The organism is Salipiger pentaromativorans (assembly GCF_024721115.1).
GTDB lineage: Bacteria > Pseudomonadota > Alphaproteobacteria > Rhodobacterales > Rhodobacteraceae > Salipiger > Salipiger pentaromativorans.
Window position 1 is genome coordinate 131,088 of sequence record NZ_JAMDHK010000007.1, and the last position, 13,683, is coordinate 144,770.

Below are 13,683 nucleotides of genomic sequence, written 5' to 3' on the forward strand. Positions count from 1 at the left end.
GCTCTCTTATCCTTTCCGGCGACCCCTGCCGCCTCCGGCGGCTTTCGCCGCCCCGGCAGCCCCTGCTGCCGTCTTCGCGTCGGCCCGTCCGACGCGCAGGCCCTTCAACCGTTGGGCTTCCTCTACAACACGTTTCGTGAGTCCACCAGCGCCAAGCGCGGCATGTATCACCTTTTCCCGGCCAAAGGCCAGACCCAGCTCGTCCGCGGTGAGCCAGCCGATATAGCTGCCCCAGGGCGGGGTGGACAGTTTCGACTTCCCGCGCGTCGAGCCATCCTCGGCCTGGATCAGCACATCCGCATCCTCGCGGCCCAGCCAGTCCTTGACCTTTTCATAGCCCGACACCGCCCCGCCCGACTTGCGGGCAAGGCTGATGAGCTCAACCACCCGGCGCGCCAGCATCCGCTCGATGAGCCCGGGAAGATCCTCGGGCACCGTGACCGGCTGCCGCGCCGCCCGGGCAAAGAGCCCCTTGGCCGCCGCCGTCTCGAGCGCCGCCCGGTCGGACGACACCCAGATGCCACGCCCCGGCAGCTTACCCGCGAGATCCGGCACAACCTGGCTTTCCGGCCCGACCACAAAGCGGATCAGACCGGAGGCCGGCTGGCTCTCGCCCGTGACGATGCAGCGCCGCTCCGGCCCGTCGGCCCGGTCCTTATCCTGGCCGCCCCGGCTCATGCGCTCAGACCTCTTCCTCGGCCTCGGTTTCGCCGTCGTCCTCGCCCTCTTCGGCCTCTGCTTCCAGATCGGCGGGGTCAACCCAGCCCAGCAGGACGCGCGCGGTCATGATGAGGTTTTGCGCCTCGGCAAGATCGACATCGAATTTCTCGAGCAGCCCGTCGTCCTTGACGCGCTCGCCGCCGTCGGTCGTCCAGCCGCCGGCGAGTTCCCAGTCGGCGCAGGTGGCGAAATCTTCCAGCGTCTTGATGCCGTCTTCCGCCAGCGCCTCCACCATTTGGGGTGTCAGGCCGTCGAATTCAATGAGGCTGTCCTCGGCGCCCAGCTCGCGGGCGTGTTCCAGCGCCTTGCGGGCCTGCTCTTCGAGGAATTCGCGGGCGCGGGTCTGAAGCTCCTGCGCGGTGCCCTCGTCGACCCCGTCGATGACCAGAAGCTCATCGAGATCCACATAGGCCACTTCCTCGAGATTGGTGAAGCCCTCGGCGACCAGAAGCTGGGCAAAGAACTCATCCAGATCCAGCGTGTCCATGAAGAGCTGCGTGCGCTCCTCGAATTCCTTCTGGCGGCGCTTGGACTCTTCCTCTTCGGTCATGATGTCGATGTCGAGCCCGGTCAGCTGCGATGCCAGACGCACGTTCTGGCCGCGGCGGCCGATGGCCAGCGACAGCTGCTCGTCGGGCACCACCACCTCGATGCGCTCGGCATCCTCGTCGAGCACCACCTTGGAGACCTCGGCGGGCTGGAGCGCGTTCACCAGGAAGGTCGGCACGTCCTCGTTCCACGGGATGATGTCGATCTTTTCGCCCTGAAGCTCGTTCACAACCGCCTGCACGCGGCTGCCGCGCATCCCGACGCAGGCGCCCACCGGGTCGATGGAGCCGTCATAGGAGATGACGGCGATCTTGGCGCGCGAACCGGGGTCGCGGGCCACGGCCTTGATCTCAATGATGCCGTCGTAGATCTCGGGCACTTCCATCTTGAAGAGCTCGGCCATGAATTCCGGCGCGGTGCGCGACAGGAAGATCTGCGGGCCGCGGGCCTCGCGGCGCACGTCCTTGATGTAGCAGCGGATCCGGTCGCCGGGGCGATAGCTTTCGCGGCCGATCTTCTCGTTGCGGCGCAGGATGGCTTCGCCACGGCCCACATCGACGATGACGTTGCCGTATTCCTCGCGCTTGACGGTGCCGTTGATGATGGTGCCGTTGCGGTCCTTGAACTCGTCATACTGACGGTCGCGTTCCGCCTCGCGGACCTTTTGCAGGATCACCTGCTTGGCCGATTGCGCGGCGATCCGGCCCATGTCGACCGGCGGCACCTCTTCGATATACTGGTCGCCCACCTTCGGGTCGGCCATGTACTGCTTGGCCTGTTCGACGGTGAATTCGGCCTGGTAGTTCTCCAGCTCCTCGTCCTCGACCACGGTGCGCACGCGGGTAAAGGTCGCCCGGCCGGTCTTGCGGTCGATCTTCACGCGGATGTCCATCTCCGAGCCGTAGCGGCTCTTGGCGGCACGGGCGAGGCTCTCTTCCATCGCCTCGATCACGAGGCTGGGGTCGATCATCTTCTCGCGCGCCACGGCCTCGGCGGTCTGCAGAAGCTCAAGCTGGTTGGCAGAGGTGATTGCCATGGTCGTCTTACTCCTCCTGAGCGGCCGCGTCGTCGGCCTGGATTTCGTCGAATTGGGTTTCGTCCACGGGCTTGGCCTTGCGGGCGCGCAGCATGTCGCGGATCAGGTCGTCGGTGAGGATCAGCTTGGCATCGCTGAGCCAGTCGAATTGCAGGCCGATGGTCTGTTCCTCGCCACCGTCCTCGATGTTGAGCAGCACCTCGCCGTCTTCCACGCCGGCGAGCACACCGCGCCAGCGCTTGCGGCCGTCGATCATCTCCTGCGTCTCGATCTTGACCTCATAGCCTTCGAAGGTCTCGAAATCCTTGAGCCGGGTCAGCGGCCGGTCGATGCCGGGGCTCGACACCTCGAGCACATAGGCGTCGAGGATCGGATCCTCGACATCGAGCACGGCGGAGACGGCGGTGGAAATCTCGGCGCACTCATCGACCTCGATCCCGCCTTCGGGACGTTCGGCCATGATCTGCAGCGTGGCGGTCTTGCCGCTCATGAGCCGGATGCGCACGAGTTCGAACCCCATGTCCTCGATGACGGGGGTCAGGATCTCGGCGAGGCGCCGGTCGAGGGCGGATTTGGCGATCAGGTCGGTCATGTTGTCCGGGTCCGATGCGTGAAACAAAAAAACGGGCGCGCGGCCCGTCGATCTTTCCCGGTGGAGCTTCGGAGAAGAGCCCGACGCGCCGCTGTTGAGGGGCATATACGCCTCGCGATTCGATTCCGCAAGGGGGGCGTTTTGCCGGGCAGGGGCCGGAAGGCGCGCCCGGCCGCAGGGGCGCGTCCTTTTTGCGTATTTGGAAAGAGAAGAAGGGGGCTGGGGGGATGACGGGACAGTTCAGCCGAACCGGCCCGAACGCTCCAGCACCTCGATCTGATAGCCGTCGGGGTCGGCCACGAAGAAGAACCTCGCCACCACCTCGCCCGCCGGCGCGAACTCCACCAGTTTGCGCGGGTTGAGTCCCTCGGCCTCGAACCGGGCGTGTTCGGCTTCCAGATCCGCGACCGAGACGGCGAAATGGCCGTAGCCGTCGCCCAGATCATAGGGGTCGGTGCGGCCCTTGTTCACCGTCAGCTCCAGCTCGAAGCCGCTTTCAAGGTTCGACAGGTAGATCAGCGTGAACTCGGGGAAGTCCAGCCTGTCGGCGATCTTCAGCCCGAAGGCGGTCTCGTAGAAGGCGACCGAGCGCGCCTCGTCGCGCACGCGGATCATGCTGTGAATGGCTTTGGCCACGGGGTGTCTCCTTGTCCTGCCGCGCCATCGGGATGCGTTGCCGAGGCGCGGGTGGCCCGCTATAGGGCTGGAAACCGGATCGCACGAGGAGAGACAGATGTCCAACGCACAGCTCGAAGCCGCCATCGAAGCCGCCTGGGAGGCGCGCGACACCATCACCCCCTCGACCGGAGGTGAAACCCGCGAAGCCATCGAGGACACGCTGAACGCGCTCGACAGCGGCAAGCTGCGCGTCGCCGAAAAGCAGGACGACGGCAACTGGCATGTGAACCAATGGGCCAAGAAGGCGGTGCTGCTGGGCTTCCGCATCAAGGATATGGAAATCCAGGACAACGGCCCGCAGGGCGGCGGCTGGTGGGACAAGGTCGACAGCAAGTTCAAGGGCTGGGGCGAGAACACCTGGCGGGATGCCGGCTTCCGCGCCGTGCCGAACTGCGTCGTCCGCAAATCGGCCTATATCGCGCCCGGCGTGGTGCTGATGCCGTCCTTCGTGAACCTCGGTGCCTATGTGGACACGGGCACCATGGTCGATACCTGGGCCACCGTGGGCTCCTGCGCGCAGATCGGCAAGGGCGTGCACCTGTCGGGCGGCGTCGGCATCGGCGGCGTGCTGGAACCGCTACAGGCCGGCCCGGTGATCATCGAGGACAACTGCTTTATCGGCGCCCGCTCCGAGGTGGTCGAGGGCTGCATCATCCGCGAAGGCTCGGTGCTGGGCATGGGCGTGTTCATCGGCCAGTCGACCAAGATCGTCGACCGCGAGACCGGCGAAGTGATGTATGGCGAAGTGCCGCCCTATTCGGTGGTGGTCGCGGGCTCGATGCCGTCGAAGAACGGTGTGAGCCTCTACTGCGCGGTGATCGTGAAGCGCGTCGATGAAAAGACCCGTTCCAAGACCGGCATCAACGAGCTGCTGCGCGACTGATCCTCGCAACAGACCCTTGCCTGGCGGCCCGCCCTCCGGTTTCGGAGTGGCGGGCCGTTCCGTCTCTGGCGCATCCCGGCGCCCGGTCCCGGGGAGAAAACCGCAGGCTGGACCCCTTCGAAACGGGGTGGGCCCCTAATCGCAGAACAGGCCCAGAAAGCAGCTCTCGCGAAGCTGGATCTCGGTGACGAAGGGCGCGCCGAAATCCGGCTCCTCGTCGAGAAACACCACCACCGGGATCACATGGCTCGCCTCGCGCCCGTCTTCCGACAGCCGGCCGCTGGTCGAGAGGATCTTTTGCGCTCGGATGCGGAAGACAAAGGAATGCCCCGCCATCGCGGCGCGCACCATCTCTTCCATGCCCTTCATCTGCTCCGCGTCCGGCGCCGCCTCGCGTCCGGTCGTCATCTCGCTGAAATCGAAGCTCACCCGCAGACGGTCGTCGCCGATGCGCTCGAACCGGGCCCCGCGCGTCGGCGCGAAATCCCCCTGATCGAGCCCGTCCGGCGCCTCGGAGTCGAGCAAGCTGTCGATGCTGGCCGACCCGTGCGTCACACAGGTGAAGAGGCTTTCGGTCAGCGTGGTCTCGCCCCCCGGGCAGGCGGCCTCGGCGCTCTTGCCCATCATGTCGAAGAGCTGCCGGGCGAACCGCATCTCGAACCGGCCCTGCATGGTCTCGCCATCGCTGAAATCCATCGAAATATCGGCGTCGAGACACCCCGAGAGCCCAAGGCACAGCATCAGCGCAGGCAGCAATTTCATACGGAAATACCCTCCGAAAACACCGCAATGGTTGCATCTTATGCCAAACCAGACAAGCATAGAGGGTGCGCCCTGACAGCGCGGCTTGACAGCGCCCCGGCCCTGCCCCATCTCGCCCGGAGCCACGGGAGACGGAACCATGTCGGGAAAGAAGCCATCGAAACAGCGGGTCTATACCCTGGTGGTGGAGGTCGGCCGCAAGGTGGGCGACGGGCTGCCCGACGGCGCCACCGGCGCCTCGCTGATGTGTTACGCCTCGGGCGTGGACGAGGCCGAGGCGGTGCGCGAGACCGTGGCGATTCTGAAGCAGGCCGATATGGCGCCGCTCGACGTGACAGGCTACGGCACCGAAGAGGAGCGCCGGGCGCAAGGGCACGAGATCGAAGCGGACGAGGCGGCGCTGATGGCCCGCGCTCTGGAAGAGAACGCGGTGATCGTGGCGCAGGTCACCCCCTTCTTCGGCGACGACTAGGCCCGGTTCAGGCGGCCCGGGCCTCGGCAAGCGTGATCGCCTCGAACGGCCGCAGCACCTGATAACCGGCGCGATGCTGTTCGGGCAGCAGCCCGGCCCGGCACTCCGCCAGAAGCGAGGCCGAAAGCCGGTCGCGGTCGCGGCGCAGCCGCCCGACATAGAGGCTTTCCAGTGCGGCGCCCGCGGCGATGAAGGCATCGTGCGAGGGCAGCAGAAGATTGTGGTAGCGCAGGGTCAGCAGCCCCTCCTCCTGCACCGCCGCAAAGCCGTTCACCAGGCTGAGCGCGGGCACCAGAACCGCCTCGCGGCCAAAGGTATATTCGACCTCGGAGCCGCCGATCACCAGCCGCTGGAACGGCGCCACCACGACATCGCGCTTGAGCCCCAGATAAGGCGCGCGCAGCCGCACGGGGCGGAACGAGCCCAGCGCCGGCACCACCCGGCTGACCCGGTGCAGCACCGGCACCAGCCCGCTGTTCCGCGTATGGACCGTGTCGCCGCAGCGCAGATCCTTGAGGCAGCGATAGCCCCCGGACGTCGCCACCGGCACATTGCCGGTGAGCGAGGGCATCGGCCCCACCGGCTCGATCTCGTCCGACACCGCGAAGAACACCAGATCCGGATCGGTCTGGCAAAGCTGCGGCCGGCGCGTCATCGTGAAGATGTCCTCCAGCACCAGCGGCGGCGGCGGCGGAGTCACCCGCATCGCCACCTTGTCGCTGTCGGGCCGTTCCAGCGCCAGCCGCCCCCAGCGGCGCGTGGAATCCCAGCTGAAGGTCAGGCGCAGCACATCGGTCCGGGCATCGGCGGGATAATCGAGCAGCGTGTGAAACACCTCGGTCCCCTGGCTCATCACCAGCACGATGCTGCCGCCGGGCAACGCCTGTAGCGACAGCGCCCCCGGCCAGGGATGGCTGCGCTCGTAAGACAGCAGGGTCTGCGGCCGGCCCTCCGCCGAGAGCCGCGTTTCGATCAGCAGCGAGCCCCGCGCCAGAAGCTGGTCGCGCGGGCGCAGCGCGGCGTCGAAAACGGCTTCGTCGGTCCAGCGGCGCTCTTCTCCGGCAATGGCGATCCAGCTCATGGCGCCCTCCGCGCCTGCGCAACGGCCAGTCGCCGCCGCAAGACCGCCGATCCTCTGGATGACATGCCCATACCCACCTCGCTTTCCGCGCGGGGCAACTCGGGCGGTTTCGGGACCGGTGCTGGCGACGCGGCCGTACCGCGCCTGCCTGTCGTTCTGTCCTGGGCCTGCCCGCCTGCCATGGCGATTTTTCTTTGTTTCCCCGTTTGATACCACGCCACGGCCATGCCCGTTAAGAGGCCCCGGCGCAACGCGCGACGCCAAACCGGAAAATTTGCGCCATTTTCGCAACATTTGCCCTTCGCCGCGCGGCGCGGTAGCCATCGCATCAGACATTCCGGAGACCGAGACCCGATGACCGCAATCGATGCCGTAACACTGACCGCCGACCTGATCCGCTGCCCTTCGGTGACGCCGGAGGAGGGCGGCGCGCTGGTGCTGCTGCAAGCGCTGCTCGAAGGGGCCGGGTTTTCCTGCACGCGCGTCGATCGCGGCGGGGTCGCCAACCTCTTCGCGCGCTGGGGCGACAAGGGCCATGCCAAAACCTTCGGCTTCAACGGCCACACCGATGTGGTGCCGGTCGGCGACGCGGCAGCCTGGAGCGTCGATCCCTTCGGCGCCGAGATCCGCGACGGGATCATGTACGGGCGCGGCGCCACCGACATGAAATCCGGCGTTGCGGCCTTTGCCGCCGCGGCGGTGGATTTCGTCACCGACACGCCGCCCGACGGCGCGGTGGTGCTGGCGATCACCGGCGACGAAGAGGGCGACGCGGTGGATGGCACCGTGGCGCTGCTCGACTGGATGGCCGCCGAAGGCGAGTGCATGTCGGTCTGCATCGTGGGCGAACCCACCTGCCCCAACGAAATGGGCGACATGATCAAGATCGGACGGCGCGGCTCGATGAACGCCTGGTTCACCGTCACCGGGCGGCAGGGCCATTCCGCCTATCCGCATCTCGCGCTGAACCCGATGCCCGCGATGGCCCGGCTGATGGACCGGCTGGCCTCGCGCAAGCTCGACGCGGGCACCGCGCATTTCGACCCCTCGACGCTGGCGGTGGCGACCATCGACACCGGAAACTCCGCCACCAACGTGATCCCGGCCCAGACGCGCGGCGCGGTGAACATCCGCTTCAACGACACCCATACCGGTGCCGCGCTCAGCGCCTGGCTCAAGGAAGAGGTGGCCCGGGTGGATGCCGAATTCGGCACCACCACCGAGATGAAGATCAAGATTTCCGGAGAGAGCTTTCTCACCCCGCCGGGCGCGCTGTCCGATCTCGTCTCCGGCGCGGTCAAGGCCGAGACCGGACGCCAGCCCGAGCTGTCGACCACCGGCGGCACCTCGGATGCGCGCTTCATCAAGGACCACTGCCCGGTGGTGGAATTCGGCCTGGTGGGCAAGACGCTGCACCAGGTCGATGAAAACGTGCCGGTTGCGCAGATCGGCCAGCTCAAGGCGATCTATACCCGGATCCTGAAAGACTATTTCGCGGGCTGAGGCGCCGGGGCCACCTGTCGCAGTGCGGGGGCCGGCTTTGCGGTTTTCCCCGGCGGCGATTCAGGACAGTCTGCACCGGACCTATCCGAACAGGAGAACACCATGGCCGATCTGACTTGCGACGTGGCGGTGATCGGGGCCGGCTCCGCCGGGATCAACGCCGAACGCACCGCCCGCAAACACGGGGCGACGACGCTGCTCATCGACCCGGAATTCGCCGGCACGACCTGTGCCACCGTTGGCTGCATGCCCTCGAAACTGCTGATCGCCGCCGGGCGCGCCGCCCACAAGGCGCGCCACGCGGACATGTTCGGCGTTCATGCCGGAGAGGTCACCGTCGATGGCCCGGCGGTGATGACGCGGGTGCGCGAGGGGCGCGACCGCTTTGCCGGCGGGGTGCGCGCGGGCTTTGCGCGGCTGCCCGACGGGGTGCGCGTGAAGGCGCGGGCGCAGTTCACGGGCCCCACCACGCTGGAGCTGGACGACGGGCGCAGCGTTTCGGCCCGCGCGGTGGTGATCGCCACCGGCTCCTCGCCCATGGTGCCCGGCCCGTTCCGCGCGTTGGGGGATCTGGCGCTAACCAACGAGACCGTCTTCGAGATGGAGGATCTGCCGGAGAGCCTTGCGGTGATCGGCGCCGGGGTGATCGGGCTGGAACTGGCGCAGGCCATGGCCCGTCTGGGCGTAAGGGTCGCCGTCTTCGACCAGCAGGACCACATGGCGCAGGTGCGCATCGACGCGGTTCACGAGGCGATGAAAGAGGCACTGTCGCGCGAGATGCCGCTGCATCTGGGCACCACGCCGGTGCCCACGGTCGAGAACGGCAAGGTGCGCATCGACTGGGACGGCCAGACCGAGCTGTTCGACAGGGTGCTGGTGGCCACCGGGCGCCCACCCAACCTCAAGGGGCTGAACCTCGAAGCGACGGGGCTGGCCCTGAACGAACGCGGCATGCCCGAGGTCTCCTTCGAGACGATGCAATGCGGCGATGCGCCGATCTTCCTGCCCGGCGACGTCAACGCGCAGCGCCCCGTGCTGCACGAGGCGGCCGACGAGGGGATCATCGCCGGGCGCAACGCGGCGACCTTCCCAAAGGTCACGCCCTCGCCGCGCATGACCCCGCTCACCGTCACCTTCACCGAACCGCCGCTGGTCTCGGTCGGCGCCGGGCCCGACGAAAGCGCCCTTACCGGCTATTCCGATTTCGCCACGCAGGCGCGCGCCCGGGTCGATGGCGAGGCCTTCGGCACCGTCGCGCTTTATGCGGCCTCCGACGGGCGGCTGACGGGCGCGGATCTTTTCTGCCCCGGCGCCGATCACATGGGGCATATGCTGGCCTGGGCGGTGCAGCAGGGGCTGACCGCCTGCGATCTGCTCGACATGCCCTATTACCACCCGACGCTCGAAGAGGGGTTGCGCGACGCGCTGAAGGCGATCTGCAAGGAGACCGCGGCGGGCTGAGCCCGCCGTCGCCCGCCCCCAAGGCGCCGCCTCTCACAAAGGCGGCGATTGCAGAGAATCGCCATGACGGCGCCGCGGGGGCGTGCTAGCTCAGAGCCATGAGCAAACTGCCGACAAAACCGGACATCCTCGACTGGATCGCCGCGAACCCGACCCTCACCTCGAAGCGCGACATCGCCAAGGCCTTCGGGGTCAAGGGCGCCGCGCGGATCGACCTCAAGCGCCTGCTGAAAGAGCTTGAGCACGAGGGGCATCTGGAAAAGCGCCACAAGACCTATCGCGATCCCGACCGGCTGCCGCCGGTGAGCGTGTTGCAGATGAAGGCGCCGGACGAGAACGGCGATCTCTTTGCGCAGCCGCTGGAATGGCATGGCGAGGGGGTGGAGCCGACCGTGCTCTACGTGCCCCGCGCCACCGACCCGGCACTGGGCGAGGGCGACCGGATTCTGGCGCGGCTTCAGGTCGTTCACGAGGCCGATCACAATTACGAAGCGCGGCTGATCCGCCGCATCGGCCTGAGCCCGCGCAAGGTGGTGGGGATCTTCCGCAAGGGCGCCGAGGGCGGGCGCATCCTGCCCATCGACAAGGGCGCCGACAAGGAATGGATCGTGGCGCCCGATGCCACCCATGGTGCCAAGGACGGCGAACTGGTCGAGGCCGAGCAGGCCGGGCCGCGCGCCGCCCGCATGGGGCTGCCGAAAGCCCGCATCGTGCTGCGGCTGGGCGACCCGTCGGAGCCCAAAGCGGTGTCGCTCATCGCCATCCACCAGCACGGCATTCCCGACGATTTCCCGCCCGAGGTGCTGGCCGAGGCGGACGCGATGAAGCCTGCGGGACTCAAGGGCCGGACCGATCTGCGCGAGCTGCCGCTGGTCACCATCGACCCGGCGGATGCCCGCGACCACGACGACGCCTGTTTCGCCGAGCCCGACGAAGACCCGAAAAACGAGGGCGGCCATGTGATCTGGGTCGCCATCGCCGATGTGGCGCATTACGTGACCCCCGGCTCGGCGCTCGACCGCGAGGCGAAGAAGCGCGGGAACTCGTCCTATTTCCCCGACCGCGTGGTGCCGATGCTGCCCGACCGGCTGTCGGGCGATCTCTGCTCGCTGCACGAAGGCGTGCCGCGTGCCTGTCTCGCTGTGCGCATGGTGGTGGATTCCGAGGGCAACAAGAAGTCGCACCGATTTGTGCGCGGGCTCATGCGCTCGCCCGCCTCGCTGAACTACCGCGAGGTGCAGGCGGCCTTCGACGGCGAACCCAATGACAAGACCGGGCCGCTGCTCGACCCGGTGATCAAACCACTTTACACCGCCTATGCCGCGCTGAAAGCCGCGCGCGACCGGCGCCAGCCGCTGGATCTCGACCTGCCAGAGCGCAAGGTGGTGCTGGACGAAGAGGGCAAGGTCACCTCGGTGAACTTCGTCGACCGGCTCGATGCACACCGGCTGATCGAGGAATTCATGATCCTCGCCAATGTCAGCGCCGCCGAAACGCTGATCGCCAAGAAGGTGCCGCTGCTCTTCCGGGTTCACGAAGAGCCGCCCGCCGACAAGCTCGAAAGCCTGCGCGAGACCGCCGATGCCGCCGGGCTGACGTTGGCCAAGGGGCAGGTGCTGAAGACCGCGCATCTCAACAAGCTGCTGCACGACGCGGCAGGGCGCGAAGAGGCGGAGCTGATCAACCTCGCGACGCTGCGCAGCATGACCCAGGCCTATTACTCGCCGAAGAATTTCGGCCATTTCGGACTCGCGCTGCAAAACTACGCGCATTTCACCTCGCCGATCCGGCGTTATTCCGACCTCATCGTGCATCGCGGGCTGATCACCGCGCATGGCTGGGGCGATGACGGGCTTTCCGAGCAGGAAATCGAGCGGCTGGAACAGATCGGGCAGCACATCTCCGACACCGAGCGCCGCAGCATGATGGCCGAGCGCGACACCAACGACCGCTATCTCGCCGCATACTTGAGCGACCGGATCGGCGCGGAATTCGGCGGGCGGATCAGCGGCATCGCCAAGTTCGGGGTGTTCGTGAAGCTCGACGAGACCGGGGCGGACGGGCTGGTGCCGATCCGCAGTCTCGGCAACGAATATTTCCATTTCGACCGCGAGGCGGGCACGCTGATGGGGGCCGATACCGGCATCGTCATCGGACTGGGCCAGCGGGTGCGGGTGAAACTGACCGAGGCGGCGCCGGTGACCGGCGGCATCGGGCTGGAGATCCTCGAGCTGGAGGATGCCGAGCTGCCGCAGGGCCGCGGCACCGGGCGCCCGTCGCGCGGACGCCGGCCCGGCAGCCGGGGCAAACCCGGCGGGCCGCCCCGGCGCAAGGAGGCCAAAGCGAACCGCAAGGACGCGAAGGTCAAGCGCAAGGTCACGCGGCAGCGGGCAACGAAGCGCTGAGATCCGGGTAAAGCGCGTCGCGCCCGCGCGCGACATAGGCCATCAGCCGGCCCCGCGACCGCACGGCACGGCGCAGCGCCGTGTCGGCCGGCAGAGCGTCGAGCAAGCCCAGCATCGGCACCGCCGAACAATCCGCCGCGCAGGGATGGCTGCCGAACAGCCAGTCGCTGTCTCCCAGAAGAGCCTCCAGCGCGTCCAGATCGGCGCCCACCCAGGCCAGCAGATCCGCTTCGCTGAACCGCGCAAGCCCCTGCCATTCCAGCCCCCGGCGGATCTTGCCGCGGAAAACGCCGGGCAGCACCGCCCGCAAAGGCGCCGGCATGCCGCCGAAGATCTCGTCGCGCGTGTGCGGCCATCCCGCGTCATCGACCCAGCGGGCCAGCGTCAGCGACAAGCCGAGGCTGTTCTCGACCGTCCGGATGGTCATATGCGCCATGGCCCGTGCCTCGGGATCGAAGCCCGGGAACATCGGCGCGACCTGACGCTCCAGCCAGCTCAGGATCAGGTTGCTGTCGCCGAGCACGCCATCCGGCGTCTCGAGCGCGGGCAGTTTTCGATAGGGGCCGCGAGGCATGGATTCCCAGCTCGGACGCCACGCACGCCCCGACAATTCCAAAAGGCACATGGCCTTGAGACAATAGGGGCTGTAGCTGGGGGCGCCGCCACCGGGGCGGAAGGTTCTTAGGATCAGCACGGAAAGACACTCCTGTCGGTTTCTGTCACCGAGACGTAAGGGCGCCTGCTGTCAGTTTTCGTCAGGATGTGGCAGGATGTTAAGACCATGTCCCGCACCAGCCGTCTCTTCCAACTCATGCAGGCACTGCGTCGCCTGCCCAGCCCCGCCACCGCCAGCACATTGGCGCAGGAGACGGGTGTGAGCGAACGCACGCTCTACCGCGACATCGAGGCATTGCGTGGCCTTGGCGCGGTGATCGACGGTGCGGCGGGCTATGGCTACACGCTGATCGAGGATCCGCATCTGCCGCCGCTCTCCTTCACCGACGACGAGCTGGAAGCGCTTGTCCTGGGGCTGCGCGAAGTTGCCGCCGTGGGCGATCCGGCGCTGGCGGAGGGGGCGGAAAGCGCGCTGCTGAAGCTGCGGGCACGGCTGCCCGACCGGCAGGCGCAGCAGCTTCGTCACGCGGTGCTGACCGCGCACAGGTTCGATCCGCCGGTGCCCCCTGCGGTCGATACCCGCCAGCTCCGCCGTGCCATGCGCGAGGAACGGGTGATCCGCTTTGCCTATACCGATGCCAAGGGCGCCGCGACCGCGCGGGCGATCAAGCCGCTCTCCATTGTGCTGTTCGACCGCAGCCACTGCCTGCTTGCCTGGTGCCTGATGCGGCGGGACTTCCGGATGTTCCGGCTCGATCGCATGGATCGTCTGGAACTCACCGCCGAAAGCTTCCGCCCCGAGCGGGTTCCGCTTCTGCGCAGCTACATGGAGCGGCTCCGGCAGGAGATGGCGGGAAACCGCGCCTGCGGCGGCTGAGCCCTTCGCAAAGCCCGGCGTTCGGAGTAGACTCGAAGTCGAGGCAACA

13 protein-coding genes are annotated in these 13,683 nt (G+C 67.4%); 6 read left to right on the forward strand and 7 right to left on the reverse strand.

Going from position 1 to position 13,683, the window contains the following annotated elements; all coding sequences use genetic code 11:
• Positions 1–6: 6 nt before the first annotated feature.
• The 4 genes from M4578_RS13075 to M4578_RS13090 all read right to left on the reverse strand — a co-directional run bounded on the left by M4578_RS13075 (position 7) and on the right by M4578_RS13090 (position 3,533).
• Positions 7–678: an RNA-binding protein gene (locus tag M4578_RS13075; RefSeq protein ID WP_258093720.1), complete on the reverse strand. Its 672-nt coding sequence runs from the start codon at positions 676–678 to the stop codon at positions 7–9.
• A 4-nt stretch (positions 679–682) separates the two neighbouring features.
• Positions 683–2,305, reverse strand: a complete 1,623-nt coding sequence (nusA, locus tag M4578_RS13080; protein WP_258093721.1) for a transcription termination factor NusA — start codon at positions 2,303–2,305, stop codon at positions 683–685.
• A gap of 7 nt (positions 2,306–2,312) precedes the next feature.
• Positions 2,313–2,897, reverse strand: coding sequence for a ribosome maturation factor RimP (rimP, locus tag M4578_RS13085; protein ID WP_258093722.1), 585 nt, complete (start codon positions 2,895–2,897; stop codon positions 2,313–2,315).
• A gap of 240 nt (positions 2,898–3,137) precedes the next feature.
• Entirely contained in the window at positions 3,138–3,533 is a 396-nt protein-coding gene (locus M4578_RS13090; protein ID WP_258093723.1) for a VOC family protein, read from the reverse strand.
• 97 nt (positions 3,534–3,630) lie between these two features.
• Between M4578_RS13090 and dapD the strand changes: the two genes are divergently transcribed.
• Positions 3,631–4,458: a 2,3,4,5-tetrahydropyridine-2,6-dicarboxylate N-succinyltransferase gene (gene dapD / locus M4578_RS13095; RefSeq protein ID WP_258093724.1), complete on the forward strand. Its 828-nt coding sequence runs from the start codon at positions 3,631–3,633 to the stop codon at positions 4,456–4,458.
• A 135-nt stretch (positions 4,459–4,593) separates the two neighbouring features.
• Here dapD and M4578_RS13100 read toward each other — a convergent pair whose 3' ends face one another.
• Positions 4,594–5,220 (reverse strand): hypothetical protein, encoded by a 627-nt coding sequence (locus tag M4578_RS13100; protein WP_258093725.1) that lies wholly within the window; start codon positions 5,218–5,220, stop codon positions 4,594–4,596.
• A gap of 139 nt (positions 5,221–5,359) precedes the next feature.
• Here M4578_RS13100 and M4578_RS13105 point away from each other — a divergent pair, with 139 nt between their 5' ends.
• Entirely contained in the window at positions 5,360–5,692 is a 333-nt protein-coding gene (locus M4578_RS13105; RefSeq protein ID WP_258093726.1) for a hypothetical protein, read from the forward strand.
• A gap of 7 nt (positions 5,693–5,699) precedes the next feature.
• On the opposite strand, the gene M4578_RS13110 is transcribed toward M4578_RS13105, so the two are convergent.
• Entirely contained in the window at positions 5,700–6,773 is a 1,074-nt protein-coding gene (locus M4578_RS13110; protein WP_258093727.1) for a Hint domain-containing protein, read from the reverse strand.
• 354 nt (positions 6,774–7,127) lie between these two features.
• Between M4578_RS13110 and dapE the strand changes: the two genes are divergently transcribed.
• The 3 genes from dapE (at position 7,128) to rnr (ending at position 12,142) form a co-directional block, all read left to right on the forward strand.
• On the forward strand, positions 7,128–8,276 hold the full coding sequence (dapE, locus tag M4578_RS13115; protein ID WP_258093728.1) for a succinyl-diaminopimelate desuccinylase: 1,149 nt from the start codon (positions 7,128–7,130) through the stop codon (positions 8,274–8,276).
• A gap of 102 nt (positions 8,277–8,378) precedes the next feature.
• Entirely contained in the window at positions 8,379–9,737 is a 1,359-nt protein-coding gene (locus M4578_RS13120; protein ID WP_258093729.1) for a dihydrolipoyl dehydrogenase, read from the forward strand.
• 98 nt (positions 9,738–9,835) lie between these two features.
• Positions 9,836–12,142, forward strand: a complete 2,307-nt coding sequence (gene rnr, locus M4578_RS13125) for a ribonuclease R (RefSeq protein ID WP_258093730.1) — start codon at positions 9,836–9,838, stop codon at positions 12,140–12,142.
• Here the strand turns inward: rnr and M4578_RS13130 are convergent.
• The gene (locus M4578_RS13130; RefSeq protein WP_258093731.1) at positions 12,114–12,836 is read right to left on the reverse strand and encodes a glutathione S-transferase family protein; all 723 of its coding nucleotides are present in this window, start codon (positions 12,834–12,836) and stop codon (positions 12,114–12,116) included. The two genes, rnr and M4578_RS13130, sit on opposite strands and share 29 nt — an antisense overlap.
• Before the next feature lie 87 nt (positions 12,837–12,923).
• Between M4578_RS13130 and M4578_RS13135 the strand changes: the two genes are divergently transcribed.
• Entirely contained in the window at positions 12,924–13,634 is a 711-nt protein-coding gene (locus M4578_RS13135) for a helix-turn-helix transcriptional regulator (protein ID WP_258093732.1), read from the forward strand.
• Positions 13,635–13,683 lie beyond the last annotated feature (49 nt).

Bases quoted from the DNA above. Each gene is read 5' to 3' on its own strand.
- M4578_RS13075 (WP_258093720.1), bottom strand. From the start codon at position 678: ATGAGCCGGGGCGGCCAGGATAAGGACCGGGCCGACGGGCCGGAGCGG.
- nusA (WP_258093721.1), bottom strand. From the start codon at position 2,305: ATGGCAATCACCTCTGCCAACCAGCTTGAGCTTCTGCAGACCGCCGAG.
- rimP (WP_258093722.1), bottom strand. From the start codon at position 2,897: ATGACCGACCTGATCGCCAAATCCGCCCTCGACCGGCGCCTCGCCGAG.
- dapD (WP_258093724.1), top strand. From the start codon at position 3,631: ATGTCCAACGCACAGCTCGAAGCCGCCATCGAAGCCGCCTGGGAGGCG.
- M4578_RS13100 (WP_258093725.1), bottom strand. From the start codon at position 5,220: ATGAAATTGCTGCCTGCGCTGATGCTGTGCCTTGGGCTCTCGGGGTGT.
- M4578_RS13105 (WP_258093726.1), top strand. From the start codon at position 5,360: ATGTCGGGAAAGAAGCCATCGAAACAGCGGGTCTATACCCTGGTGGTG.
- M4578_RS13110 (WP_258093727.1), bottom strand. From the start codon at position 6,773: ATGAGCTGGATCGCCATTGCCGGAGAAGAGCGCCGCTGGACCGACGAA.
- dapE (WP_258093728.1), top strand. From the start codon at position 7,128: ATGACCGCAATCGATGCCGTAACACTGACCGCCGACCTGATCCGCTGC.
- M4578_RS13120 (WP_258093729.1), top strand. From the start codon at position 8,379: ATGGCCGATCTGACTTGCGACGTGGCGGTGATCGGGGCCGGCTCCGCC.
- rnr (WP_258093730.1), top strand. From the start codon at position 9,836: ATGAGCAAACTGCCGACAAAACCGGACATCCTCGACTGGATCGCCGCG.
- M4578_RS13135 (WP_258093732.1), top strand. From the start codon at position 12,924: ATGTCCCGCACCAGCCGTCTCTTCCAACTCATGCAGGCACTGCGTCGC.